Genomic DNA, 25,894 nt, shown 5'->3' with positions numbered 1-25,894 from the left:
TACGTTCGTTCGGTGAGCATGATTGAAGTCAGAAACCTCACCAAGAGGTTCCCGCGGGTCACCGCCCTAGACCAGCTGACGCTGGACGTGGGCGGCGGGGTGACCGGCCTGGTCGGTGCCAACGGTGCCGGCAAGTCCACTCTCATCAAGATTCTGCTCGGGCTGCAGCCGGCCACCGTGGGCACGGCCAAGGTGCTGGGCCGTGACGTGGTCGACGACGGCGAGGCGATCCGGGCGCGAGTGGGATATATGCCCGAGCATGACTGCCTGCCGCCGGATGTGTCAGCGACCGAGTTTGTCGTGCATATGGCCCGAATGTCGGGCCTGCCGCCGGTGGCGGCCCGAGAGCGCGCGGCGGACACGCTGCGTCATGTCGGGTTGCAGGAGGAGCGATATCGGCAGATTGGTGGGTATTCCACCGGAATGCGGCAGCGGGTGAAACTCGCGCAGGCTCTCGTCCATGACCCAGAACTGGTTTTCCTGGACGAGCCGACAAACGGCCTCGATCCGCGCGGTCGCGACGACATGCTGGAGCTGATCCGCAGGATTGGCACCGATTTTGGCATCACCGTGCTGGTCACCTCGCATCTGCTGGGGGAGTTGGAGCGGGTCTGCGACCACGTTGTGGTTTTGGACGGCGGAAAACTCCTGCGATCCTCAGCCGTCGGAGACCTCACCCGGGCGACCCGTACGGTCGTCGTCGAGCTGGTCGAGGGTGCGGATCTGTTGGCTCGCGCACTGGATTCCGCCGGGTTGCGAACCCAGCTGGACGGGCACTTGGTGGCCGTCGATGTCGAGGACGACAGCGCGTACGACACGGTCCGGGACACGGTGGTCGAGCTGGATCTCGCGTTGGTACGCCTGCAGCAGCGGCGCCACCGCATCGAGGAAGTCTTTCGGGCGGAGGAGGCCAGCGTTGTCTGACATTGTCGCAACGGACCGAGATGTCATTCACGACATCGGCTACCGGCATTACGAGGGCAGCCGGCTCGGTCGCGGCTACATCTTCCGGTCCCTTTTCCTCCAGAGTCTGCGATCCGCGTACGGCCTCGGCCGGTCGGCGAAGGCGAAGATCCTGCCGATCGGGATTTTCGCGGTCATGGTGCTGCCGGCGTTTATCGTGGTAGCCATCGTGAGTTTCGCCCACATGACCGCGATCCCGCTCGCTTACACCAGTTATGCGATCACATTCCAGGTGATCGTCTCGATTTTCGTGGCCTCGCAGGCGCCTCAGCTGGTCTCCCGAGATCTCCGGTTCCGCCTCACCACACTTTACTTTTCCCGGCCGCTCAGTCGATTCGACTATGTCACCGCCAAGTTCGCCGCGCTGGCCAGCGCGCTTTTCGTGCTGACAGCGGCGCCGCTGGTGGTGCTTTATGTCGGAATGTTGCTTGCCAAGCTGCCGATCCTTGAGCAGACCACGCAATTCTTGTCGGCGATCGTCGGCGCGGCTGTCCTGTCGGTGCTGTTGGCTGGGGTTGGCCTGTTGCTGGCCTCGTTGACCATTCGCCGCGGGATTGGTGTCGCGACGGTTATCGCTTTGCTGCTGGTGAGTTCCACCGGTGCGCTGATGGTGCAGGGGCTGGCTCATCAGCTGGGCCTTGGTTTCCTCGCCACGTACGCCGGCCTTTTCTCGCCGTACGGCTTGGTGGACGGTCTGCAGGTCGCCTTGTTGGGAGCGACGCCGGCCGGGCCCGCCGGGCCGTTGGACCTCGTCAGCGGCGGCGTCTTCACGGTCGCGCCGCTCGTCGTGATCACCGCGAGCTTTTACCTGCTGCTGGCCCGTTACCGGAAGGTGGTCGCGGCATGAGCGAGCTGCGGATCGACGGTGTTTCCCGCTGGTACGGGAATGTGGTGGCGGTCAACAATATTACGATGACGATCGGTCCCGGGGTGACCGGCCTGCTGGGTCCGAACGGCGCTGGCAAGTCGACGCTTATCCACCTCATGTCTGGTTTCTTGGCTCCCTCGACCGGATCCGTGACACTCGATGGCGCGAAGATCTGGCACAATCCCGAGGTTTACCGCAAGATCGGCTTGGTGCCCGAGCGCGAGGCGCTTTACGATGCCATGTCCGGCTGGAAATTCATCGAGGCCAACGCGGCTCTGCATGGCCTGCCGGAACCGCGGGAGGCGGCCCGCCGGGCGCTGGAGACGGTCGAGATGACCGAGGCGGCGAGCCGGCCGGTGGGCACGTACTCCAAGGGCATGAAGCAGCGCATCAAAATGGCGTCGGCGCTGGTGCATGACCCGTCGGTTTTGTTGCTGGACGAGCCTTTCAACGGGATGGATCCGCGGCAGCGGCTGCAGTTGATGGACCTGATCCGCAAAATCGGCGCCGAGGGGCGTACGGTCCTGTTCAGCTCGCACATCCTGGAGGAGGTCGAGCAGGTCGCCTCGCATATCGAGGTGGTCGTTTCCGGGCGGCACGCGGCTTCCGGCGACTTCCGCAAGATCCGCCGGCTGATGACCGACCGGCCGCATCGCTATGCGATCCGGTCCAGCGACGACCGTGCGCTCGCGGCCGCGTTGATCGCCGACGGCTCGTGCTCGGGCGTTCAGCTCGATCCGAAGAACGGCTTGCAGGTCCAGACCGTCCACTTCGGACAGTTCAGCCGGATGGTGCCGCGGCTGGCTGCCTCCGCCGGCATCCGGCTCTTCGAGGTCGCGCCCGCCGACGAATCGCTCGGCAGCGTCTTCGCCTATCTCATCGAATCCTGAAAAGCGACAGGTGTCCACAGTGAACATGACGGTTGTCTCGCTCACCTCAAGGGTGTTGCTCGGTCGCCGGCGCGGGGTGTTTCTGCTGATCCTGCCGGCCATTCTGGTGCTGTTGGCGATCGGGCTGCGGATCTACGCGGGCCAGAGCGTGGAGATCGCCAGCCAGGTGTTGTCGGTCTTCGCGGTGGGTACGGTGGTGCCGCTGCTCGGGTTGATCATCGGCACCGGCGTCATCGGCCCGGAAATCGACGACGGATCTATTGTTTACATACTCTCCAAACCGGTTTCCCGGTTGACGATCGTGCTCAGCAAACTGGCGCTGGCGATCGGCTGTGTGATTGTTTTCGCCGGCATTCCGACCCTGATAGCCGGGCTGATCATGGCCGGCCTGCAGGGTGGTTTCGCGGTGGGCTTCGCGGTCGGCGCGGTGTTGGCCGGCATCGCGTACTGCGCCATTTTCGTGCTGCTCGCGGTGATCACCAAGCACGCTGTGGTGATCGGCCTGTTTTACGCGCTGATCTGGGAAAGTCTGATCGGCAACTTCGTGCCGGGCGCCCAGGTTCTGAGCGTCCAGCGGTGGGCACAGTCTGTCACAGACTTGATTGACAAGGTGCAGCCGACCGGCGTGGGGCCGGCTGTGGGCATCCCGCTGTTGATTGTCGCGGCGGTGGCGGCCACCTGGTACGCCGGCCGCCGGCTGCGGTCCCTGACGTTGAGCGAAGCCGAATAACGAGAAGGCGGGCGACCCTCGGGGGGACGCCCGCCTTCGCATTTTCCTCTAGTGCCAGTGATAAGTGGCCACCGCGCCCGGCGCCAGGGTGGCGTCGAAAGAGCGGCCGTCGCACATCACCGTGAAGGTTTTCGCCGTGGTGCCCGGATTTGAGGCGACCAACACGGTCGACCGGTCCGGGTTGGTGAAGGCGACGGTGTCCACCTGGGTCGCGCCGGTGGTGTCCCTTACCGTGCTGGCGATCCGGACCGCACCCTTGGGCACGAACTTCGAGAAGTGTGCGATGTCGCGGTATTGGTCATTGTACGTGACCTGTTTGGTGTCCGAGTTCACCGTGATCGTGCCGTTGCAGGTGCCGCAGCCACCGACATGCGGGCCGTGGTTCTGGTCGAGCGCGATGTTCCAGTCGATCGAGGCCGAACCCCAGTTCTGCATCACCGCGGTGATGGTGGAGTTGTCGCCACCTTCGCATTCGGTCATCAGGATGGGCTTGTCCGGGAAGGACGCCTTGAGCGCTGTCTGTGCGCTGGCGTCGCCGTAATAGCAGTGATAAGCCGTGCCATAGATCCACTTGGCCGCGTTGGTGGCCAGCAGGTCGTACGGATAGCTCAGCATCGGGTCTTCGTTGACGAGCTGGTACGACTTGACATCACCTGGGTGCAGGCCCCAGTTGTGGTCGAAGCCAAGGACTTTGGTGTCCAGCCCGGCTGCTCGCAGCGCCGGTCCGAGTTGCTCGATGACCTTGGCCTCCTGCTGCCAGGACAGGTCGGTGCCCGGATAGTTGTTGCGCCGCAAGGCCTGCGGCTCGTTCTGTACGGTCAGGTAGTCGACCCGCACGCCGGCTTTGCGGTACGCCTGCACGAACTTGACGAGATACTGCGCGTACGCCCGGTAAATCGCCGGCGAGTCGATGAGCTTGCCGTCGATCATCGAGTCGCCGGTTTTCATCCACGCCGGCGGGCTCCACGGGCTGCCGACGATCTGGATCGCCGGGTTGAGTTTCTTCGCCTGCCGCAGCAACGGCAGGATCTTCGCCTCGTCATGAGCGATCGAGAAATGGCTGAGGGAATAGTCGGTCTGCCCGGCCGGCACGTCGTCGAAGCTGTAGTCCTTGTCCGCGACGAAATCCGAGGCACCGATCGGCTGCCGGAGGAAACTGATGCCGGCGCCGGTGGCGGGATCGAAGAGGTTGTTCATCACCGTGGCGCGGTCGGCGTCGGACAGCCAGTAGAGCACGTTCGCCGAGGAGTCGGTGATCGCCGCTCCGAAACCCGCGACCGTCTGGTATCTGACCCGCGGCTCGACCCCGACAATGGCGGCGCCGAACTTGGCCGGCTGCTGGATCGGCAGCTGGGTCACCGTGGGTGTGTCGACGCCCGGCAGGGTGAGCCACTGCTCGACCGTGGTGGACGGCCGCTGCGCGGGCGCGACGGGGGCTGCGGCGGTGGTCGCGGCCGCGCTGGTGCTGGCCGCCGCGACGGCCGCGATCACCGCGGTGACAGCCAGAAGTGTTCGGACACGTACGTGTGGGGACATGCGGGCATCCTTTGCTAACCGGTTCACTCCACTTTCAGCGAACCAAAATTTAAGACTTAAAGCAAGGAGGTGACCCGGTCAGGCCGAACAGAAGCACCGCGTGCAGGACTCCACGAACACCTGGACGGCCGGGCGGTCGTCGTCGGCCGGTTCGCCGTCCAACTCGCGGCCAAAGCCGGTGCGTACGTCATCGCCGCCGTGGGTAGCCGCACCCGCGGCGAGGGCCTGGCAGCCCTCGGAGCGGCCGAAATCGTGACCTCCCTTGAGAACGTCGAGCCGGTTTTCGGCGTACTGGACAATGTTGGTGGGCCACTGCTGGCGGCGGCGTTCGGGCTCGTGGTCAGCGGCGGATCGGCGCGGTCGATCGGGCAGGCGTCCGGGCAGCCGACCACGATCGCCTTCGAGGCCGAGCGGCTGCGTGGCCGCGACCGGCGGATCCAGCCGTTCGTCATCCAGACACCGTTGGGCGAAGACCTCCAGGACCTGGTCGCGTTGCTGGCACGGAAGGAGCTCGACCCGCAGGTCGGCTGGCGGGCGCCGTGGACGCGGGCGGCGGACGCCGTCGAGGCGCTGCTCGGCCGCCAGGTCCACGGCAAGGTGGTGCTCGACATCACTGCGTAACGGCCTCAGGCGGATGCAACCGGCTCGACAGGTGGTGACTCATGGCCGGTGAGAGCATCCGTAGGTGGACCGCAGGAGTGGGGAACAGGTGGACGGACCATCTGAGCGCGAGCGGCTCGATGAGATCTTCCGGGCGTGCTACGGCCGGTTGGTGATCACCGGGTACGCGCTCACCGGAAACATCACCGAGGCGCAGGACGTGGTCGCGGAGGCGTTCATGCGCGGGGTCGCGCATCGGTCGACGCTGCTCGCGGCCGACAGCCCGGAGGCATGGCTGCGGACCGTTTTACGGAACGTTGTTCGCAGGCGATGGCGAAGGTCCAGGCAGCTGGTCGCCCTGCTGCGCCAGTCCGCGGCCGGAGCGCCGGTGGCCGAGCCGGAGCTGTCGCCGGACCGGGTCGCGGTGATGGCGGCGATCGGCCGACTGCCGGCCGCGCAGCGGGACACCGTGGCGCTCTTCTACATCGCCGACCTGCCGGTGAACGAGATTGCCGCCACCCTCGGCGTACCGGTCGGCACGGTGAAAGCTCGACTTTCCCGAGCCCGTGCCGCGCTTTCCCTTGACCTGAAAGACACAGTGTCATGAACCCGACTGATTTTCGAGACGTACGAGAGCAGATCAGTGGCACTGTTGAGGTGCCGGACCTGGACGTCATCTACCGCTTCGGCGATCGGCGGCGGACCGTGCGACGCGGTGGAGTGGCCGCCGCGGCCGTCGCCATCTTGGTTGTTTTGGCGCTGGTGGGGGTAAATCTGCTGATCGGTGGTCAACGCGGACCGGTGCCGAGCGGACCGCCGCCGACGCTGCCGCCGCCGGTTCACAGCGCACTGAAAGGCGCGGCGGTGGATCTCGGTCGGAAAACCACGCTGATGCAGGTGGTGACGGTGAACAGCTGGCAGTCGTACGCGCTGCTCAAGATCGACAACAACCGGTGGGCGGTGGCGCGTACGCTCGACGGCGGTCGGGGCTGGCAGGCATGGTTCCTGCCCAAGCCCATCGGTGAACCAGACCACCTCACCGTGCATTCGGGCCAGACCCTCTTTGCCACCACCCGCGGGAACCAGGCGTTCGTGGACTATTTCAGCAGGGATGGCGGACAAACCTGGGCGCCGGTGCCGGCGCAGGGCGCGCCGGTCAAGACGATCCCGCAGGGCTGGGATCTGGTGCGCTATGGCACGCCGTCGTCCGCGCCGATTGGCAAAGACGAGGCGCTAACAGCATTTGATCCGGTCACCGGAGTCAGCCACCGGCTGATATCGCAGCCCGACCTGAACAATAGTTCAGTCGCGTCACCAGCGGTCGTCACCGCGAAGGACGGATCTTTGTGGGCGAATCCGGCGTGTACGAGCGCGGGGCAGCTGGTCTTTCCCATCATCAGCCGCGATCAGGGAGCCAGCTGGTCGGGTGCCAAGATAGCGACACCGAAACCCGACGCGTCGCTGGACACTCGTACACCACAGAAATCACCTCTTCCGGCCAGCGATCACGTGGGCGCGCCGCAGGCGTGTGTCGTCGGTTTTGACAGTGTCGACGGGCAAATCGGCTACGCGACGGTCGACGTGCAATCCAACGGACGTACGACCACCGCGTCCAGGATCTACGTGACCCGGGACGGTGGCAGGTCATGGACCTTCGTTCCGCAGGACCGGCCGAGGCACCTGAGCACCGTGGTGATCAGCCCGGACGGATCGCTGCTTGCCGTCGACCGGGGGACCTACAAATTCGAGTCGTTCACAGACTCAGTCGGATCGCTGGTGATCAGCTCCGATGGTGGCCGGAGTTTCGCGCCGGTCTCAGCGGTGGGCAACGTGCGGAGCCTGGCGCACGCAACGCCGGGGCAGCTGGTGGTCGGGGAATATCAGGACGATCCGAACTTCTATCAGCGGATGGTCTCCGTCGACGGGCGGCGCTGGGTGCAGACCCAAGGGGTGCCCAACGCTTCCTGGCCGGGATAAAAACTTCGCTGTCGCAGGCAACCTCGCGGCCGGATACTCCGTTTCCTAGGCGACGGAGAATGGAGGCAGCGTGCGGGATGCGGATATGGAGGCGTACCACGAGTACGTCACCGCGCGGATGCATCGGTTGAGACGGTTCGGCTATCTGATCTGCGGGAGTTGGCACACCGCAGACGACCTGGTATCTACCGTGCTTTACAAACTTTATCGGCAGTGGGGCAAAGTGAGCGCGCTGGAGAACGTCGACGCGTACGTACGACGGATGCTGGTTCGTACGTGGCTCGACGAGTTGCGCCGGCCGTGGCGGCGGGAGTTCAGCACGAAGGACATGCCCGAGGTCTCGATCGACGACACGTACGAGTTTGACTCGGTGCCCGATCGGGAAGCGTTGATGGCCGCTTTGGCCGGGCTGCCGCCAGGACGACGGGCAGTGTTGGTGTTGCGTTATTTCGACGAGCTTTCGGTGGAGGAAACCGCGGCCACGCTGGAGATCAGCGCCGGCACGGTGAAAAGCCAGACGGCCCGTGCCCTGCGCACGCTACGCATGCGGCTGGGCGAGTCCGCCGCCGTTTCTTAGGAGTGAGAAAGAATGGGAAACCTGAGCCAACTGCTGGACGCGGTGTCCGGCGATCCACCACCGCCAGTCTTTGACCTGAACGCGGTGATCGCACGTGGGAACCGGCAACGCCGGGTTCGGATCGCCGGTACGGCGGCGTTGTCCACCGCCGTCGTGATCGCCGGCTCGACCGGCGTTTTCGCGCTGGCCGACCACAATGCGGTGAGTGTGGTGCAGCCGTCTGTCGGTCGTACGCCGACGACCGTCCCCGCGTCGGCGACCGTCGCGTTGCGGCCTGGGCGGGAAATGACCGAGCCTGCGCCGAAAGCCACCGCCCGGCTGCGGGCTGCTTCGGTCGCGAGCCTGCAGCGGTCCGTGCCAGGCAGCACTTTCGAGTGGACGCTGATCTCTGGAGGCAAACATGACGCGCCTTTCACTTATTACTCCAGCCAAGGCGACTACAAAGCCGCCGGGCTGGTGCGGGACAGTCGCGGGGAGTCGTACGTTTTCATAGACGTGGAGCCAAGACTTCCCGATTCGATGTTTGATGCGTGCAACCCGCCCACCGGTGCGAAACCGAGCCCGTGCCGTCAGTACGTGGCGCCTGACGGTTCGGTGGTCAGCGAGTCGACCTTCAAAACCAGTGGTGGCAACATCCAGTACGTCGTCACCGTGGAGCGGCCAGACGGGACGTCGGTCGGGGCCATGGAGACGAACAGCCTGCCCGGCGCTGACCCGGTGACTCGCTCGGAGCCGAATGTGACCGCCGCGCAGTTGGCTGCGCTGGGGCTCGAGCTGACGGCCTACCCGCCGGGTTATCCAGGGGGGAAACCGGTGACGTCCACGCAGCCCAAGCCGGGCAAGCCACCGACAGGTGGCACCCCGTAACAGCTGGTATTCGACCCCGCCCAAAGCGACAAAACCGGGGTCGTACGGGCGTGCGCGGTGGCCAGTCGCGGTCATGCGAGTGGGCGTGGGTCGCAAACCTTGGAGTGGTCCCGTAGGACGTATACGGTATCCACAAGATGCGTTTCCAGGTGCTGCGCCCCTCCAGTGCCGGCCGCCGGCTGGCGGTCGCGCTCTGCCTTTTGGCAGCGCTGTCAGCGTGCGCTGGCACCACTGGGGCCGCGGTCGGCATTCCCGCGGTGGCGCCGTTCGACGCGCGGGCGGTCGCGGCCGGCGGGACGCTGACAGTCGCGCTCAGCTCGGACGCGGACGCGCTTGACCCGACCACCAGCACGACCTTCGTTGGCCGGGAAATCTTCATCAATATGTGCGAAAAGCTCTACGACATCAGCAGTACGCTCGCGGTCGTACCACAGTTGGCGGCCGGGTTGCCGGATATCTCGACCGACCAGAAGACCGCGACGATCCGGTTACGGCCGGGGTTGGTGTTCAACGATGGCACGCCTTTGACAGCCGGCGCCGTGAAGGAGTCACTCGACCGGGACCGGACGAAGAAAGATTCGGCCCGGAGCAAGGAAATCGGCGCGGTCGCCTCGGTCGACGTGGTGGATTCGCTGACCGTACGGCTGAACCTGTCGCGGCCGTTCGCGCCGCTGACCTCGCAGCTGGCCGACCGGGCCGGGATGATCATGTCACCGGCCGCGTTGGCCCGCTACGGCGACGACTTCGGCGCGCACCCGGTGTGCGTCGGGCCGTTCGCCTTCGCCAGTCGGGTCTCGGGCAGCCAGATCGTGCTGACAAAGTCGGGATATTACTACGATCGGGCCAAGGTCAAGCTGGCCCGAATCGTCTACACGATCATCACCGACAGCAATGTCCGGTCCGCCAACCTCAAGTCCGGTGACATCCAGGTGGCCGAGCGGGTCGCCTCCAGCGATGTGCCGTTGCTGGCCGCGGACGGAAAAGTGCGAGTGCTGTCCGGCGGCACTATCGGCTATCAGGGCATCACCATCAACCTCGCGAATGTGGCTGGTTCGACCGGAAAACCCGGCACGGTCAACACGCCACTGGCTAGGAGTCAGCAGCTCCGGCAGGCCTTCGAGCTGTCGCTGGACCGCGATGTCATCAACCGGGTGGTCTTCAACGGCCTGTACGACCCGGACTGCTCGCCGTTGCCGCGGCTGAGTGTTTTTCGCGATCCAGCGCTGAAATGTTCGACTCGCGAGGTGGCCAAGGCGAGAGCGCTTATCACCGCTAGCGGGGTGAAGACGCCGATTCCGGTGCAGCTGATCGTGACCGCCGCGGCGCAGAGCGAGCGGCTCGGCGCGGTCATCCAGGGGATGGCCAAGGACGCCGGTTTCGCGGTCAGCATCGTGCCGGAGGAGTTCGTCACGTCACTTGCCCAGGCGAAATCAGGGAAGTTCGACGCCATTCAGGTCGGCTGGTCGGGCCGGGTCGACCCGGACGGCAACCTGAATGGCCTGGTGAACACCGGTGGGTCGAGCAACTACGGACTGATCCATGACCTGGGCATCGACAGCGACCTGAAGGCCGCCGCGGCCACCGCTGACGTGCCGGCCCGGCGAGTGCTCTACAGCAGGATCATCGATCGGCTGGATGCCTTGCAAGGCAACATCTATCTTTACCACGAGCGCTACTTTCTGGGCGTATCAGACAAGATCGCCGGCATCCGCTACTACGCCGACGGGCTGCCGCGGCTGACCACCGCCGGCTATGCGGCACAGGCGGGTGCCTGATGGGCTGGTATTTGTTGCGTCGGGCCGGTGCGGCCCTGGTGGTCATCTTCCTGGCCAGCGTGCTGGTCTTTCTGGGCGTACGAGCGCTGCCTGGCGATCCGGCGCTGGTGCTGGCCGGTGAGGACGCCTCCCCGTCGGTGATCGCCGCCATTCGCACCGAATACGGCCTGGACAAGCCGCTGCCCGTTCAGTATGTGGACTATCTTTCCCAACTGGCACACGGAAACATGGGAGTGTCCACTCAGGACAAGCTGCCGGTGACGCAGATCCTGGCCGAGCGGCTGCCGATCACGGTGGAGTTGGCCGCCTTGGCGATCGTGATCGCAGTGCTGGTCGGCGTCGGCGCCGGTACGATCGCGGCCGTACGGCGGGGAAAACTGGCCGACTACGCGGCGACCGGGTTCGGGCTGGTGGGCCTGTCCGTCCCGCATTTCTGGTTGGCGCTGCTGGCGATCCTGGTGTTCGCGGTGGGTTGGGGCGTGCTGCCCGCGTCCGGTTTCGTGTCGTTTACCGTGGATCCGCTGGACAACCTGCGCCGGATGGTGTTGCCGGCGCTGGTACTCGGGACCGGTTTCGCCGCTGTGCTGATGAGACAGACGCGGTCGGCGATGCTCAGCTCACTGTCGGCGGACTACATTCGTACGGCCAGGGCCAAAGGGCTGTCGGAAGCAAGAGTCGTCGGCCTGCACGCGTTGCGCAACAGCCTGACGACGGTGGTCACCGTGTTGGGCCTGCAGTTGGGCGCGCTGATCAGCGGCGCGGTGGTCACCGAGCAGATCTTTGTCATCCCAGGCTTCGGAAAGCTGACGATCGACGCGGTGCTGACCCGCAACTACCCGGTGATCCAGGGAGTCGTCCTGGTGACCGTCGTCGGGTACGTGGTGATCAACCTTCTGGTCGATGTGGCTTATGCGGCCCTGAATCCGAGAACCCGGTTGGTGGCGGCCGCCGATGGCTGAGCAGGTGATCGCGACGCTGCCGGCCGCGCGAGAGCGGCAGGGCGTCCGGATGTGGCGAAGGTTTCGCCGCCAGCCGCTGCCGATGACCGGCCTGGTGTTGGTTGGTCTTTTCTTACTGTTGGCCATTTTCGGTCCGCTGGTGACCACGGACCCGGCGGCCACCAACTTCGACAACGTGCTGGCGCCACCATCGCTGGCGCACTGGTTCGGCACCGACGACCTGGGCCGAGACGCGCTCGCCCGGCTTGCCACCGGCGCCCGGATTTCGTTGACGGCGGGCGTGCTGTCCACCTTGCTGGCGATGCTGGTCGGGATTCCGATCGGTCTGGTGGCTGGCTATTACCGGCGCTGGGTCGACCCGATCCTGATGCGGGGCGTCGACGTGGTGTTGGCGTTTCCGTTCCTGATCTTCGCGGTCGGACTGGCCGCGATCCTCGGGCCGTCGCTGCGTAATGTGGTGCTGGCGCTGGGAATCTCGCAGATTCCAGGGGTCGTACGCATCGCCCGTGGCGAGACCCTGGCGCTGCGTCAGGAAGACTTTGTGGCCGGCGCGATCGCCGACGGCGCCGGCGACGGGGTGATCCTTTTCCGCTATATCCTGCCGAACGCGGCGAACGCGCTGATCGTGCAGGCCACGGTGGCCATTCCGGTGGCGATTATCGGCGAGGCCACGTTGTCCTTTCTCGGCCTTGGCGTGCAGCCGCCCACTCCGTCATGGGGTGTGATGCTTACCGACGCGCAGCAGTTTCTCAGCCAGGCACCGTGGCTCGCGGTCTGGCCGGGCGTGCTGATCGCGCTCGCCACTCTCGGATTCAACCTGCTCGGCGACGGGCTCAGAGACGTCCTCGACCCGCGGGGTGCGCGATGACAGCGTTGGAGATTTCCGAGCTGGCCGTACGATTCGCGACCGAAGATGGCGACGTGCTGGCCGTCAAGGACGTGTCTTTGAGCGTACGACCGGGGGAGATTCTGGCGCTCTGCGGGGAATCCGGTTGCGGGAAGTCGGTCACCGCGATGGCGGTGAGTCGGCTGTTGCCACCGAACGCCCGAATTTCCGGGTCCGTACGCCTGGATGGCCGGGAGCTGACCGGTCTTTCCGAGCGGGAGCTGCGGCAGGTCCGCGGCAAGGACGTGTCGATGGTGTTCCAGGAGCCGATGACCTCGCTGAACCCTTCGTTCACTGTCGGCTTCCAAATCGACGAAGTGCTCCGTCAGCATGAAAAACTATCCCGCCGGGCGGCTCGCGTCCGGACGGTCGAATTGCTGGAACTGGTCGGGATCGCCGACCCGGCCCGGCGGTGCCGGGAATATCCGCATCAGCTTTCCGGCGGCATGCGGCAGCGGGTGATGATCGCGATGGCGGTGGCCTGTTCGCCGCGGGTGTTGATCGCGGACGAGCCGACCACCGCCCTGGACGTGACGATCCAGGCCGGCGTACTGGACATTTTTCGGGATTTGGCGGACCGGTTGGGCACCGCGATCGTGCTCATCACTCACGATCTCGGCGTGGTCGCCGCGGTCGCCGACCAGGTGGCGATCATGTACGCCGGCCGACTGGTCGAGCGGGCCGGTGTCACCGAACTGTTCGCGGCGCCCCGCCATCCGTACACCGTCGGGTTGCTCGGCGCGTTACCAGCGGCGGTCAGCCGCATCAGCGACGGCACTCGTGGCCGATTGGTGGAAATTCCCGGCATGCTGCCCGATCCCCGCCGGGATGGGGATGACTGTGCTTTCGCGCCGCGCTGTCGGCGTGCCGAACCGGACTGCGCCGCGGCCCGCCCGGCGCTGGCCGGCACTGGACGGTCCACAGTGGACAAATACAGCCATCAGTTGGCGTGTTTCCATCCGGAGGCGGTCCGATGACCGGGCAGGTGCTGGAAGTCCGCGATCTGGTGAAGCACTACCGGGTCGGCGGCGGTCGGTCGGTACGGGCAGTGGATGGCATTTCCTTCGACATCGCGCCCGGCGAGGTGCTGGGGCTGGTAGGCGAGTCAGGCAGCGGAAAGTCGACGGTCGGCCGCTGCCTGGTCCGGCTCATCGACCCGACCGCCGGCACGATTTCGTTGAATGGCCGGGACATCACCCACCTGTCCCGACGCCAGCTGCGACCGGTCCGGCGGGACATCCACATCGTTTTCCAGGATCCTTTCTCGTCGCTGAACCCGCGGTTCACCGTTGGCCAGATCGTCGCCGAACCGCTACGCCGGCATCGACTGGCGGCCGGCGCCCAGCTGGCGTCGAAGGTGACTCGGATGCTCGACCGGGTGGGTTTGCCAGCGACCACCGCGCATCGCTATCCACATGAGCTGTCCGGCGGTCAGCGGCAACGGGTCGGGCTGGCCCGTGCGCTGGTCTTGGAGCCGGCGCTGGTGGTGGCCGACGAGCCGGTGTCCGCATTGGACGTGTCGGTGCGGGCGGCGGTGCTGAACCTGATCACCGATTTGCAGGCGGAGATGGGATTTTCCTGCCTTTTCATCACCCATGACCTGTCCGTGGTCGAGTTCCTCGCCGACCGGATCGCGGTGATGTATGTGGGCCAGATTGTGGAACACGGCCCGCGGGAGCAGATTTTCGGTCAGCCGCAGCATCCTTACACGCAGGCGCTGTTGTCCGCCGCGCCGGTGCCCGACCCGGTCCGGCAGCGCCAGCGTCGCCGGGTGGTGCTCGGCTCGGACGTGCCCTCACCGGTCGCGCCGCCGCCGGGCTGCCGATTCCACACCCGCTGCCCGGTCGCGGTGGATCGCTGTCGGGAGGACGAACCAAAACTGGTGGACGCTCGTACGAGCGGGCAGTTGGTCGCCTGCCACCTGGTGACCGCGACGAGCGTGCCAGATGTCCTCTGACGCCGGCGATTCAGCGCAGAACGTTGTCGATTTCGAACGTCTGAACGGTGTTTGTGCCAAACCAGCAGCGGAAACCCTTGCCGGACAACGATGTGTCGGAATAGGCCTGATACGCGTCGCCGCCGTCGGTCTGGGTGACCCAGCGGCGGACCTGGCCGAGATCGCCCACCACCGTCCCGAAAGCGGACAGGTCATAGGAAACCCACTGCGCGGTGCCCAAGTTCGCGGTAACCAGGACCAGCTTCCGGGTGGCCTGATCGTACGCAGCGACGGTGTTCGGGTCCGCGCTGCGGATCACCTGCATGCCCGGCCGGATGTGCCGGCTGTAATGGGCCAGCACATAGAACTTGCGGCGCACCGTGCCGACGGTGCCGGCGGTTTCGTCGGCGTCCAGCAGGCCCCAGTCCGAGCCGTCCAGCACCTGCCAGTAAACCCAGGCGCTGGGATGCAGCCAATACATGTCCAGGTTGATATTGCTGGCCATGCTCAGACCGGTCGCGTCGTTTTCGCCGTACTCGGAATTCCAGAGTTTCTTGCCGGCCGCGACGACGACGTCGTTGTAGAGCAGGTCACGGCGGCCGCCGCCCTGCTGATAGCCGTGCACGTTGACCCGGCCGACGCTGCCTTTGGCCTGGCTGCTGAAACCTCCCCAGGTGGCGCGGGCCTGGTCGTACGTGTTTTCGTCGGAGGCGGCCACCATCGTGCTGGTCAGGCCGCGGCTGTCCAGCTCTCGGCGGAGGCCTCCGACCACGGTTTGTTGAGTGGAGGCGCCGAAATGGCAGCCCTCCTGGGTGCCGAAGGCGGTCCACCAAGGCGCGGCCGGCTCGTTGAAAGGCTCCACCGACGCGAAGTCGATGCCCCAGTGGTCGTGCGCGTATTTCGCGACGGTGGCGAGATAGACCGCGTGCTGCTGGTAGTTCCAGGACTGCAGGTTGTCGGTGATCCCGATCGGGGAGCCGGACGGATTGTGGTTGTAGCACATCCACCACATCGGCGAATTCGAAAACAGCTCGAAGGTGGTCGCGCCACGGTCGCGGGCCTTGCCCATGATCGCCCGCTGGCCGGCATCGGCCAGCCAGTTCCAGCTCGCCGAACTCGGGTCCGCACTCGTCCAGTCCAGCCAGTAACCCTCCATTTGCCGGCTCGCTGGGATATTGGACGACGGCACCATCGTGGACCCGTCGCTGGTTTTCGCCGCCGTACAAGCGCCAGCGTTGTAGCGCACGACAGTCAGCCCCAAACCGGGGAACAGATTGCCCTCGTACGACACTTGGTTGGTGGTGAACAGCAGGTCAGCGAGGTCGTCCCGGGTGCCGTACGCCTTGCCCCACCAGCACAGCGAAGTGCCCCAGCCTTCCCAGACACACCATGTCGTCTTCGGGTCGATCGCGACCGACATGTCGGCCTCGGTGGACACCGGCGGCACCAGCACACTCAGGGCTGCGGCGCTGGACGAAGCGAGGAAGGTCCGGCGGTCCATGTGGGCTCCCGTCGGTCGGATTTCAACTTCCTACACGTACCAGAATTGGCCGACTTGTTCCATAGTCCGACGGGTTCGCACAGAAAAACTACGTGAGGAGTGTTTGCGGTGTTCACCACTCGACCCGAGCTGACTGGCGACCATGGAATGGTGGCCAGTACGCACTGGCTTGCCTCCGCTGTGGGCATGAGTGTGCTCGAACGCGGCGGAAATGCTTTTGACGCGGCGGCCGCGGCCGGTTTTGTCTTGCAGGTGGTCGAACCACACCTGAACGGGCCAGGCGGCGAGGTGCCGATCCTGCTGTGGAGCGAGGCCGCGCGGCGAGTTTCGGTGATCTGCGGACAAGGGGTGGCGCCGGCCGCCGCGACGATCGAGCGGATGACCGCGCTCGGGCTGGACATCATGCCGGGCACCGGCCTGCTGGCCGCGACCGTGCCGGGCGCCTTCGGTGGCTGGCTGCGAATGTTACGTGAGCACGGCACATGGTCGCTTCGGGACGTGCTGGAGCCGGCGATTTCGTACGCTGACAAGGGTTTCCCCGCCGTCGCCGGCATTGTGAACACGATCGGGGTGGTCGAGCGGCTGTTGCGTACGGACTGGCCGACGTCCGCGCAGATCTGGCTGCCCGGCGGTGCGGTGCCAGCTGAAGGCGACCGGCTGCGCAATCCGACGCTTGCCCGTACGTACGAACGAGTTCTGGAGCAAGCCGAGTCGGTCACCGCCGACCGGGACGGCCAGCTGGCCGCCGCTGTGCAGGCTTGGTACGGCGGGTTCGTCGCGGACGAGATTGCTCGATTCTGCGCGGAAACTCAGTGGCCGGACACCTCCGGTGAGTCGCATGGTGGGCTGCTCACCGGCGACGATCTGGCCGGCTGGGAGGCGACCGTCGAGGAACCGGTCACGCTGGATTACCACGGTTACACGGTTTGCAAGACCGGACCCTGGGGACAGGGGCCGGTTTTCCTGCAGCAGCTGGGATTGCTTCGCAGCTTCGATCTCGCCGCGATGGATCTGCGCAGCGCCGACTACGTCCACACCGTGATCGAGTGCGCCAAACTTGCCTTCGCCGACCGGGAGGCCTTCTACGGCGACCCGAACTTTGTTGACGTACCGCTGAAGGCGCTGCTGTCCGAGGCGTATTCGCGCACCAGGGCCGCTTTGGTGAGTGAAACGGCGAATACCGAGCTGCGGCCCGGGCGGCCGGATGGGCGACAGCCGGTGCTGCCCTCGGTGCGTACCGACCTGACCGCTGACCCGAGCCAGGGTGTCAGCGACGCGCCGATGCCGGACGGGGTGGGGGAGCCCACCCTGGGATCCGACGGCCGAGTCCGCGGCGACACCTGCCACCTGGATGTGGCCGACCGGTTCGGCAACATGGTGTCCGCCACGCCCAGCGGCGGCTGGCTGCAGAGCTCGCCGGTGATCCCGGCGCTCGGCTTCTGCCTGGGCACCCGCGGCCAGATGTTCCGGCTCCAGGAAGGCCTCCCATCGACGCTGCGGCCGGGATCGCGGCCGCGTACGACCCTGACGCCGTCCTTCGCGCTGCGGGAGGGGCGGCCGTGGCTGGCCTTTGGTACGCCCGGCGGCGACCAGCAGGACCAATGGAGCCTGCAGCTCTTCCTCTCTCTCGTACACGGCGGGATGAACCTCCAGGAGGCCATCGACGCGCCGGCGTTCCACAGCGTGCACTTCCCGAGCTCGTTCTATCCGCGGCTGGCCCAGCCGGGCCAGATGGTGGTCGAGGACCGGATCGGCGAGCCGGTGATCGCCGAGCTGCGCCGCCGCGGTCACGCGGTCACCGTCGAGGGGCCGTGGACGCTGGGCCGGCTGTCCGCGGTCGCGCGGGACGCGGACTTCCCTGGCAGAGGTTTCCTGCGTGCGGCCGCCAATCCGCGAGGTGCGCAGGGGTACGCCGCCGGGCGATGAGTTTTCCGGCGTACCGGAGTCTGTATTGATGTGACGGAACAAGTGTTAGCTGGCTCACTTTTCGCCAGTGAAATATTCCGTCGCGCCACGTCGATTAACCAGAAAAGATCTAGCTAGGGCTTTCTTGTCGTACCCCCGTGCGACGGTGGTGTTGTCGAGAAATTTTCACTGGAAAGGGCGGCCACGGTGACCAGCGTCAAGACATCCCAGCCGACAGTCACGGCGACCGGCCGACCACGCGTCGGGTTGGTGCTGCTGCTGGGGGCGATCACCATCTTGGGGCCGCTGTCCATCGATCTCTACCTGCCGGCGTTCCCGACCATTCAGCACGAGCTGGGCGCGAGCGAGGCGTCGGTGCAGCTGACGCTGACCGGATTCCTGGTCGGGCTGGCGCTCGGTCAGCCGATTTCCGGCCCGCTCTCGGACGCGATCGGACGGCGCCGGCCGATGCTGATCGGGCTCACCATCTACCTGGCGATGTCGGTGCTGTTGGCCGTCTCGCCGAGCATCGAGATCCTGATCGGCGCCCGGTTCCTGCAGGGTGTGGCCGGCGCGTTCGGCGTCGCGGTCGCGATGGGCATGGTCCGCGACCTGGCCGCCGGGGCCGCCGCGGCCCGGCTGCTGTCCACCATGATGCTGGTGACCGGCCTCGGCCCGATCCTCGCGCCGATGATCGGCGGCCAGTTGCTGAGGCTGGTCGACTGGCGCGGCGTGTTCTGGTTCCTGGCCGTGGTCGCGTTGGGGCTGTTGGCCACCGCGTATTTCGCGATTCCGGAGACCCTGCCCGCGGACCGCCGGACGACCGGCGGCGTTCGTACGGCCCTGCGCAGCTACCGGGTGCTGATCACCGACCGCATCTACGTCGGCTACGCGCTGACCAACGGCCTGATGTTCGGCGCTGTCTTCGGCTACATAGCCGCCGCGTCCTTCGTCTACCAGGGCATTTACCACCTGACCCCGCAGGCGTACGGCGTCGCGGCTGGCATCAACGCGCTCGGAATGGTCGCGATGACCCAGGTCAACGGCCGGCTGGTCAGCTACTTCGCACCCCGCCGGCTGCTGATCGTCGGCGTGGTCATCGCCACCCTCTCCGGCGCGGTGCTGCTCGGCATCGCCACCACTCGTCCCAGCAGCGTGTGGTGGATCGCGGTGCCGCTGTTCGTGATGGTCGCGAGCATCGGCCTGGTGATGCCCAACGGGATGGCGATGGCCCTGAACGACTACCCGAAATCCGCCGGCACCGGCGCCGCTCTGATGGGCGCCAGCCAGTTCGTGCTCGGTGGCGCTGTGACCGCTCTTATGGGCTTGGGTGGCAGCTCTACGGCGATCCCGATGGCTGGATTCATCGCCGGCCTGACGCTGTTGTCGTTGACCGCCCAACTCGTCCTGGCCCGACCCCGGTCCGGCCGTGCGGCGGCTGCTCGACAGCGAGTATTGCTGCGATACGAGCCCGCGACTCATGAGTCTGAAGTGGCTGCCGAGGCGCGAGCTTAGGCCTCCGGTCCGCACTAGGCAGTCGGCCCGGTGAGGCATTGCTGCAAGGTCGGTCCGATCCTCGCGACCAGTTCGTCGACGGACGCGCTGGCAACGGGCTCCATGCGTACGACGTAGCGCGCCACGGCGACGCCCAGGATGAAGGCATTGACAGTCCCGACCCGCATCGCCGCATCTGGAGCGTCGAGCATCGCCATCAATCGGTCGGTAAGTTCCCGGTCGATGAATTCGCGCAGCAATACCTCGGACTCGTCATGATGCGGAGCCGTCCGCGTCAGGATCGCCAACGGCACGTGGTCGGACGCGTCCATGGCTTCCAAGAGGGTCCGAATGATCCGTACCCCCATGCTGTCCAAGCTGCCGGCGAAGACCGCGTGTAGCGCCGGCGCGACCTGCGGAGACATCTCAAGCGCGGCGCTGAAAAGGCCCTGTTTGGTGCCGAAGAAGTAATACACCATCGCCGGGTCCACGCCAGCGTTGGCGGCGACCGCGCGCACGGTGGTGCCGCTGTATCCGCGCGCGGCGAACAGGGTGCGAGCGGCGTCGAGAACTCGCTGCCTGCTCTGCGCACCGGAGCGCCAGCGTCCAGGTCGCGTCGCGGGTAGGTCGTCTGTCATCGGTCGGAGTCTACCCGCCTTTCTTCATCATTCGGTGGTGTTTTGACCGCGGCCGCGCTAGCGTGAACTTCACCAACTGGTGAAGAAACGAGGCCGTACATGAAAGTGATCGTGGTAGGGGCGGGCGTCGGTGGCTTGACGCTGGCCCAGGGACTCCGTCGGGAGGGAATCGAGGTCCGGGTGTACGAACGCGACGGGCCGCAGCGGCGCCGGCAGGGTGTCAGCCTGCATCTGGATGATCGCGGGATGACAGCACTGAGTGCATGTCTTCCTCCGGCGCACCTGAAGATGGCGCAAGCCGCGATGGGCCGACAGCGGGACCGGACCCAGGTGTTGTCCGAGGTGGCCGGCGAACTGACCGTCGTACGCAGCGAGCCACTGAACGGCGGAGCTGGTGGGGTGCGCGCCGGCCGGCAGGTGGACCGGCCGCTGCTACGCGCGGTCTTGTTGCATGGGCTGGAGGACGCCGTACGGTTCGGCGCACCGTTCACCCGATTCGAAACTCGTGCCAATGGCACTGTTCGGGTGTACTTCGGCGATGGAAGCGTGGACACCGCGGACGCCCTGATCGGTGCCGATGGTGTTGGATCGGCGGTCCGCCGCCAGCTCCTCCCGCAGGTGCGGGTAATCGATACGGGTAAGCGCATGCTGATGGGTGCGGCACCCTTGGCGACCGTGGCCGACACCGTACTTCTCACGCGGATTGGTGACAACGCCACCAGTGCGCAGGTGCGCGGCAGGATCGTGGTCCTGGGTGTTCTGCGGTTCACCGAGCCGCCAGTGACCGCGCGGGACCGGTGGCTGCCTGACCTGCACGCCGCCGCCGTGACCGGCGCCGAGGACTACGTGATGTGGGCGATGCCCGTTACACCCGATCAGCTGGGCTCCGCCGACTCGCCGCACTCTGTGTGGCATCGAGCCCGGAGCCTGGCAAGGGGGCTTCCCGCGCCGCTGCTGGACGTCATCGACGGCGCCTGGCCGCATGCGACGGTCGCGCTCCGGATCGGAATGATCCCTCCCACACCGGCGTGGCCGGCGGGTCCGGTGACGGTCATCGGTGACGCCATCCACGCGGCCCCCGGTTTCGGTGGCAACCTGGCGATGCGCGACGCGTACCGCCTCCGCGACGCGCTCGCCAGGACCGCCAGAGGACAAGAAGACCTGGTGGCCGCGATCGGCGCCGTCGAGCACGACATGCGTAGCGACAACCACGCCGTGAAACCAGTGTCGGCAGCGCAACACCGGAGCGCATCCCATAGCCGGTGGCATGAATGACTGGAATGAGTTTCCTGACCCGCAAGTCGCTGTCCCTGCTCGACACTGTCGGCGGCTGGCGCACTATCGCTGAAGCCGTCACCATCCGCGCACTGTTCCTGCTTGTTTACCTGCGGACCGGGCAGGTGCTGCCGTCAGCACTGATCGCCGTGGGGTGTGTACTCATCATCGCGCTGATCCGGGTGATCAGGCAGCCGGAAAAGTGGTGGCGGGCAGGCATCCCGCTGGCCATCGTCGGCCTGTCCACGATCCTGGCCGGCGGCACCGGACACGCCGTCGACTTCTACCTTCCGGAAATGCTACCCGACCTGGTCCTTGGCCCTATCGTGCTGATTTCCATGCTGATCCAACTGCCGATCGTCGGTCTCATCGTCGAAACAGCGCGCGGTGACCAGCTTGGCCGGTTCAACTGGCGGCGCGACCTCGTACGTCGACGACGCTACCAGCGGTGCACCGCGGTCTTCCTGACCAAATTCGCTCTGGCTGCCGGCGTAATGATTCCGCTGTATGTCAGCGAAAACGTGATCGCACTGGGAATCGCGACCACCGTGCTGACAACCCCGGCGCTGGCCGTGTGCCTATATCTGTGCTGGCGAATCCTACGTACCCAACAATCGACGGGGACGATCCCCGCCAGTTAGGTAGCTACCGACCACCTCGTCCGCTGGCGGAAGCGAAGCGATCTCGCGGGCCACCACCTGGGCTGCTGAACGAAAAGACGGGTCGGCGAGCACTCGCACCACAGCCGCTCGTACGGCGTCGGGATCGGCTGGGGCGGTGCTGCCGTCGACGCCTACCCGCAGGCCTGCGCCAAGAGCCTCGACGCGGGCAGCGTTGTCGGGGTGGTCGGCGAACTGGGGGACGACGACCAGCGGGACGCCGGCTCGCAGCGCGCCCAGGACCGTACCCATCCCGCCGTGGCACACCATCACGGCGGCCGCTCGGAGAATGTCGTCTTGGGGGACCCATTTCTCGACACGTACGTTGGCCGGTAGGTCCGTGAAGTCGGCCGCGTCGGCGCCGGTGGCGAGGACGCGGACGGGGAGGTCGGCGAGGGCGTCGACGGTCGCGCGGAACGCCCTCTCCGCAAAGGGAATCGCGCCGGCGACCGTACCGAAGGTCACGTAGACCAACGGTTCGTCGCTCGGAGAGGCACCGGCCGGGGAGAAGACGTCGTCACGGAAGCGATGGATGGATGGGGCCGGCGACTCCTCGAAGGACGGCGGCAACAGGCTCACCGACCGCAGTGAGCGGAGGCGGTCGCCGGCCTCATCCGGCGGCAGCCCGACGGACTCTCGTACGCGCGCGAGCAGCGGTGCGCCGACCGGAATGGTGATCCTGCTGAACTTCTCCAACCCGACCAGCACCTGCAGTTGGGGCACCCCGCGCAGCTCGGCGGCCAGCGCCGAGCCGAGCTCGGCGACTTCGCGAAAGACCAGGTCAGGCCGCCACTGGTCGACGGCGGCGAGCATCCGGGGCAGGATGGCCCGCGGCGCGAGGTCGGCGCCGATGCCAACAGTCAGCAGGTTGCCCTCGCCGGGCGGCGCGTTCTTGATCTTGGCGTGCACCACCGCCAAGTCCTCGTCGGCGATGTCGTCACACGGCCAGTACGGGTAGCCGGCCCGCTCGACCTGGCCGGCGAACGACCGCGGCGCGGCCACCAGCACCTCGTGCCCGGCTCGCCGGAACGCCGCCCCGAAGGGCAGCATCGGCTGGAAATGCCCGCTGCCGGACGTGGTCGCCATCAGGATCCGCATGTCCCCATCATGCATCGCGCCTTGCCGTCAGTAGGCTTTCGGTCTACCTGTTGACAAATGTCAACGCGGTCCGGCGTCGACGGTTTCGACGGCCGCTTGGACGGTGGCGGCCAGGTGGGCGCCGGCGATATGTACGGGTGTGGTCGAGCGAAGGCGGGCTGGTTTTGATCTAGGTATTACTACGGATGCTCTCGGGCCGTTCTCGAGTCATGGTTGATTCGGAAACAATGGCAAGGAGAGCGAGCAGATGACTACAACCGCTAAACAATGTGACGTGGCCGACATTTGGTGGGCCATGACCGAGCCGCATAACCACAATCAGGCCGACACCGCTGTCAGCGACTGGGCGTGGATTCTCACCAATCCCGATGTCAATCACAGCCAGGCTGAGGTTCCCGCGGCCATCGAGTGGGAATGGTTGCTGCGGCAGGAGCCGAACAATCACAGCCAGGCTGGTGTGGCGAAAAGCTCCGGGCGATAAAACCCGCCATGATCACGAATGACGAGTTGGGTGCGGCGAAAGAGGCAAACGCGCGGGCTCGGGAGTTTTACGTGCAGGGGCGGCCGGCGCTAGCTTTCGCGCCGGCCAAGGCCGCGCTAGCGGCATGGGAAAATGTACGTGGCGCGGAACACGCCGAGGTTGCCCATATGTGCATCGGGTTGAGCGCTATCTGCGAACAGCTGTCGCGATATGACGACGCAGAGTCGTACGCTCAACGGGCTGCTGCGATCACTGAATCGCTCGGCACCACGTGTGATACGCGGCTGCGGGTTCACGCGCTGGCCAGGCTGGCCGTGATGGAAAGAATTGGCAACCGACTGGACTCGGCGGCGGCGCTTTACCAGTCGGCCCTTTCGCAAGTCGAGATGAGCCAGGACCGGGTCACCCTACTGTGCGGTTTAGGTGTCGTCTACAAATACGCCAAACGTTTCGACGAAGCCGAGACTGTTTATTGGCAGGCACTGGAAATGGCGGAGCCGGACAGCTTGGCCGCCGCGTCGCTCTGGCACAACCTCGGTGGCTTGGAGCATTCTCGCGGCCGGTACGCGGCCGGCGAGCCGGCGGCCCGCAGGTCGGTCAGGATTCGCGCCAAACTGCTTGGTCTGGACCATCCGATCGTGGCCGCTGACCAGGCCGCATTGGCGTCGTTGTTGGCGGGACAGAAAAAGTACGACGAAGCTGAGCGGCTTTACCTGCGGGCATTGGCCACCTTCCAGCGCGTGTACGACGCGGACAACTACGAGCTGGCCGTGACATTCAACGATCTCGGCGTACTCAAAGCAGCACAGGGTCGTCCCGAGCAGGCTCGGCGGTATTACCAGAAAGCCATCAGGATCAAGCGGAAAATCCTGGGTCCAGAGCACCCAGATCTCGCGCTGACCGAGCGAAACCTGCGCTGCCTCGCGGCTTGAGGCAAAAAAGAAAGACCCGGCGCCACCGGCGCCGGGCCCTCCTGGAAGAAACTACTGCTGTTTCTTGGCGGCTGGCACGGCTTCCAGGCCGCGCGGGGTCGCGTCCGAAGACGAGGACGCCTCCGGAGCGGCATTCGACGACGGCAGGCCTTTCTTCACCGAGTCCAGGATCGCCAGACCCTGACCCACCAGGCCGGCGGCGATTTCACCGAGGCCGTCGGCGCCGTTGAGGATGTTCACGTTGGCGCCGGAAAGGCCCTGAGCGGCCTCCCGTACGAGCAGGGGAAGCTGATCAATGAGCATCCGGTCCAGCGCGACCCGGTTGTGCGAGGCCGCCGCCTCGGCCTGGATGCGGATGCGCTCGGCGTCCGCCTGAGCCAGAATGCGGACCCGTTCGGCTTCGGCCTCAGCCGGTTTGACGACCTCGGAAATGAGCTGTTGCTGGCGCAGCTCGGCGGCGCGCTGGGCCAACTCGGTCTGTGCCTGCAGGACCTGGCGCTGTGCCTGTGCCTGCGCCAACGGGCCGGCCTGGGCCGACTCGGCCTGTGCCTTGTCCACCTCGGCCTTGTACTGCGCCTGGACGACCGCGGTCTGCCGCGAGTATTCGGCCTGGTTGCGCTGCGCCTGCTGCTCGGCCTCGACGGAGAGCTGGTTGGCCTGCGCTTGCGCGACCTTTGCCCGCTGCTGGATCGCCGCGTTGTGCGGTGCCGCCATCGCGGCGATGTATCCCAGCTTCATGTCGTCGATCGACTGAATCTGCAGTGAGTCGACCGAAAGACCGATCTTCGCCATTTCCGCCTTGGAGCCGTCCAGCACCTCGGTGGCGAGTTTCTGCCGCTCGGTGACGATTTCCTCGACGGTCATCGAGCCGACGATCGAGCGCAGGTGACCGGAGAAGATCCGGCCCGTCAGCACCGACATCTGGTCCTGGTCGGAGAGGAACCGCTGCGCGGCATTGACGATGCTTTCGTCGTCGTTTCCGACTTTGAAGGCGATAACGGCCCGCACCTGCAGCGCGATGCCCTGTTTCGTGACGCAGTTTTCGGCGACCTCGGCCTCGTTCATGGACAGCGTGAGGTAGCGAACTTTACGAAAAACTGGCATGGCGAAGGTGCCGTGCCCGGTGACCACCCGGAACGGTGTGCCGGCCCGGCCGCGTGCGCCGGAGATCAGCATCGCCTGGTCAGGCCTTGGAACGTGATAGCCGAACATCATCTCTCCTAATCCACCACGCTCGGATCGTGTGGGGACCACTCCACCACGTGAACCGTCCGGGCGCCCCGTGATTCGACAACTAACACTCTTGCACCTTTTGGCAAGGGCGCGTCGGTCCAAGCGATGAAAGTC

The 25,894-nt window shown here is 66.0% G+C and carries 25 protein-coding genes; 20 read left to right on the top strand and 5 right to left on the bottom strand.

The genetic code is table 11. The features are described from left to right. Positions 1 to 18 precede the first annotated feature (18 nt). From ABD301_RS02885 to ABD301_RS02870, 4 genes are read left to right on the top strand one after another with little or no spacing between them, the layout of a single operon-like run. Complete coding sequence (locus ABD301_RS02885; RefSeq protein WP_344307383.1) at positions 19 to 924, top strand: ABC transporter ATP-binding protein; 906 nt, start codon at positions 19 to 21, stop codon at positions 922 to 924. Next, positions 917 to 1,810: a hypothetical protein gene (locus tag ABD301_RS02880; RefSeq protein WP_344306872.1), complete on the top strand. Its 894-nt coding sequence runs from the start codon at positions 917 to 919 to the stop codon at positions 1,808 to 1,810. Before ABD301_RS02885 ends, ABD301_RS02880 begins: the two co-directional genes overlap by 8 nt. Further along, a complete protein-coding gene (locus tag ABD301_RS02875) occupies positions 1,807 to 2,721 on the top strand; it encodes an ABC transporter ATP-binding protein (RefSeq protein ID WP_344306870.1) in 915 nt (304 codons plus the stop codon). Before ABD301_RS02880 ends, ABD301_RS02875 begins: the two co-directional genes overlap by 4 nt. 25 nt (positions 2,722 to 2,746) lie before the next feature. Further along, positions 2,747 to 3,451 carry an ABC transporter permease gene (locus tag ABD301_RS02870; protein WP_344307381.1) on the top strand — a complete coding sequence of 235 codons (705 nt, stop codon included), beginning with the start codon at positions 2,747 to 2,749 and terminating at the stop codon, positions 3,449 to 3,451. 48 nt (positions 3,452 to 3,499) lie between these two features. On the opposite strand, the gene ABD301_RS02865 is transcribed toward ABD301_RS02870, so the two are convergent. After that, the gene (locus ABD301_RS02865; protein ID WP_344306868.1) at positions 3,500 to 4,987 is read right to left on the bottom strand and encodes a glycoside hydrolase family 30 protein; all 1,488 of its coding nucleotides are present in this window, start codon (positions 4,985 to 4,987) and stop codon (positions 3,500 to 3,502) included. Positions 4,988 to 5,056: 69 nt separating this feature from the next. Between ABD301_RS02865 and ABD301_RS02860 the strand changes: the two genes are divergently transcribed. The 10 genes from ABD301_RS02860 (at position 5,057) to ABD301_RS02815 (ending at position 14,585) form a co-directional block, all read left to right on the top strand. Next, positions 5,057 to 5,608 (top strand): zinc-binding dehydrogenase, encoded by a 552-nt coding sequence (locus ABD301_RS02860; protein ID WP_344306866.1) that lies wholly within the window; start codon positions 5,057 to 5,059, stop codon positions 5,606 to 5,608. 88 nt (positions 5,609 to 5,696) lie between these two features. Then, on the top strand, positions 5,697 to 6,194 hold the full coding sequence (locus tag ABD301_RS02855; protein WP_344306864.1) for an RNA polymerase sigma factor: 498 nt from the start codon (positions 5,697 to 5,699) through the stop codon (positions 6,192 to 6,194). Beyond that, a complete protein-coding gene (locus tag ABD301_RS02850) occupies positions 6,191 to 7,564 on the top strand; it encodes a sialidase family protein (RefSeq protein ID WP_344306862.1) in 1,374 nt (457 codons plus the stop codon). The genes ABD301_RS02855 and ABD301_RS02850 overlap by 4 nt, the downstream gene beginning before the upstream one ends. 70 nt (positions 7,565 to 7,634) lie before the next feature. Continuing rightward, a complete protein-coding gene (locus ABD301_RS02845; protein WP_344306860.1) occupies positions 7,635 to 8,141 on the top strand; it encodes a SigE family RNA polymerase sigma factor in 507 nt (168 codons plus the stop codon). Between the two features lie 12 nt (positions 8,142 to 8,153). Then, positions 8,154 to 9,008, top strand: a complete 855-nt coding sequence (locus tag ABD301_RS02840; RefSeq protein WP_344306858.1) for a hypothetical protein — start codon at positions 8,154 to 8,156, stop codon at positions 9,006 to 9,008. A gap of 137 nt (positions 9,009 to 9,145) precedes the next feature. Further along, a complete protein-coding gene (locus tag ABD301_RS02835; protein WP_344306856.1) occupies positions 9,146 to 10,783 on the top strand; it encodes an ABC transporter substrate-binding protein in 1,638 nt (545 codons plus the stop codon). Further along, positions 10,783 to 11,742, top strand: coding sequence for an ABC transporter permease (locus ABD301_RS02830; protein ID WP_344306854.1), 960 nt, complete (start codon positions 10,783 to 10,785; stop codon positions 11,740 to 11,742). Before ABD301_RS02835 ends, ABD301_RS02830 begins: the two co-directional genes overlap by 1 nt. After that, positions 11,735 to 12,610, top strand: coding sequence for an ABC transporter permease (locus ABD301_RS02825; RefSeq protein WP_344306852.1), 876 nt, complete (start codon positions 11,735 to 11,737; stop codon positions 12,608 to 12,610). The genes ABD301_RS02830 and ABD301_RS02825 overlap by 8 nt, the downstream gene beginning before the upstream one ends. Further along, on the top strand, positions 12,607 to 13,605 hold the full coding sequence (locus tag ABD301_RS02820; RefSeq protein WP_344306850.1) for an ABC transporter ATP-binding protein: 999 nt from the start codon (positions 12,607 to 12,609) through the stop codon (positions 13,603 to 13,605). The genes ABD301_RS02825 and ABD301_RS02820 overlap by 4 nt, the downstream gene beginning before the upstream one ends. Next, positions 13,602 to 14,585: an ABC transporter ATP-binding protein gene (locus ABD301_RS02815; RefSeq protein WP_344306848.1), complete on the top strand. Its 984-nt coding sequence runs from the start codon at positions 13,602 to 13,604 to the stop codon at positions 14,583 to 14,585. Before ABD301_RS02820 ends, ABD301_RS02815 begins: the two co-directional genes overlap by 4 nt. A gap of 10 nt (positions 14,586 to 14,595) precedes the next feature. Here the strand turns inward: ABD301_RS02815 and ABD301_RS02810 are convergent, their stop codons facing one another. Then, positions 14,596 to 16,065 carry a glycoside hydrolase gene (locus ABD301_RS02810; protein ID WP_163567485.1) on the bottom strand — a complete coding sequence of 490 codons (1,470 nt, stop codon included), beginning with the start codon at positions 16,063 to 16,065 and terminating at the stop codon, positions 14,596 to 14,598. 108 nt (positions 16,066 to 16,173) lie between these two features. On the opposite strand from ABD301_RS02810, the gene ABD301_RS02805 reads away from it, so the two are divergent. Both ABD301_RS02805 and ABD301_RS02800 read left to right on the top strand, forming a co-directional pair. Continuing rightward, a complete protein-coding gene (locus ABD301_RS02805) occupies positions 16,174 to 17,991 on the top strand; it encodes a gamma-glutamyltransferase family protein (RefSeq protein WP_279579673.1) in 1,818 nt (605 codons plus the stop codon). Between the two features lie 186 nt (positions 17,992 to 18,177). Further along, positions 18,178 to 19,485: a multidrug effflux MFS transporter gene (locus ABD301_RS02800; protein ID WP_344306844.1), complete on the top strand. Its 1,308-nt coding sequence runs from the start codon at positions 18,178 to 18,180 to the stop codon at positions 19,483 to 19,485. 14 nt (positions 19,486 to 19,499) lie between these two features. Here the strand turns inward: ABD301_RS02800 and ABD301_RS02795 are convergent, their stop codons facing one another. After that, positions 19,500 to 20,102, bottom strand: coding sequence for a TetR/AcrR family transcriptional regulator (locus ABD301_RS02795; protein ID WP_163567488.1), 603 nt, complete (start codon positions 20,100 to 20,102; stop codon positions 19,500 to 19,502). Positions 20,103 to 20,201: 99 nt separating this feature from the next. On the opposite strand from ABD301_RS02795, the gene ABD301_RS02790 reads away from it, so the two are divergent. Continuing rightward, positions 20,202 to 21,377 (top strand): FAD-dependent oxidoreductase, encoded by a 1,176-nt coding sequence (locus tag ABD301_RS02790; RefSeq protein WP_344306841.1) that lies wholly within the window; start codon positions 20,202 to 20,204, stop codon positions 21,375 to 21,377. Beyond that, positions 21,374 to 22,018 carry a DUF3159 domain-containing protein gene (locus ABD301_RS02785; protein ID WP_344306839.1) on the top strand — a complete coding sequence of 215 codons (645 nt, stop codon included), beginning with the start codon at positions 21,374 to 21,376 and terminating at the stop codon, positions 22,016 to 22,018. The genes ABD301_RS02790 and ABD301_RS02785 overlap by 4 nt, the downstream gene beginning before the upstream one ends. On the opposite strand, the gene ABD301_RS02780 is transcribed toward ABD301_RS02785, so the two are convergent. After that, positions 21,977 to 23,134 (bottom strand): glycosyltransferase, encoded by a 1,158-nt coding sequence (locus ABD301_RS02780; RefSeq protein WP_344306836.1) that lies wholly within the window; start codon positions 23,132 to 23,134, stop codon positions 21,977 to 21,979. The two genes, ABD301_RS02785 and ABD301_RS02780, sit on opposite strands and share 42 nt — an antisense overlap. A 247-nt stretch (positions 23,135 to 23,381) precedes the next feature. Here ABD301_RS02780 and ABD301_RS02775 point away from each other — a divergent pair, with 247 nt between their 5' ends. Beyond that, positions 23,382 to 23,615 (top strand): hypothetical protein, encoded by a 234-nt coding sequence (locus ABD301_RS02775; protein ID WP_344306834.1) that lies wholly within the window; start codon positions 23,382 to 23,384, stop codon positions 23,613 to 23,615. Positions 23,616 to 23,623: 8 nt separating this feature from the next. Next, positions 23,624 to 24,547 carry a tetratricopeptide repeat protein gene (locus tag ABD301_RS02770; RefSeq protein WP_163567493.1) on the top strand — a complete coding sequence of 308 codons (924 nt, stop codon included), beginning with the start codon at positions 23,624 to 23,626 and terminating at the stop codon, positions 24,545 to 24,547. A gap of 51 nt (positions 24,548 to 24,598) precedes the next feature. Here the strand turns inward: ABD301_RS02770 and ABD301_RS02765 are convergent, their stop codons facing one another. After that, positions 24,599 to 25,759 (bottom strand): flotillin family protein, encoded by a 1,161-nt coding sequence (locus ABD301_RS02765; protein WP_163567578.1) that lies wholly within the window; start codon positions 25,757 to 25,759, stop codon positions 24,599 to 24,601. Positions 25,760 to 25,894: the final 135 nt, after the last annotated feature.

It is taken from the genome of Fodinicola feengrottensis, assembly GCF_039530045.1.
GTDB classification, from domain to species: domain Bacteria; phylum Actinomycetota; class Actinomycetes; order Mycobacteriales; family HKI-0501; genus Fodinicola; species Fodinicola feengrottensis.
This window is presented reverse-complemented; position numbering and strand designations above follow the sequence as displayed.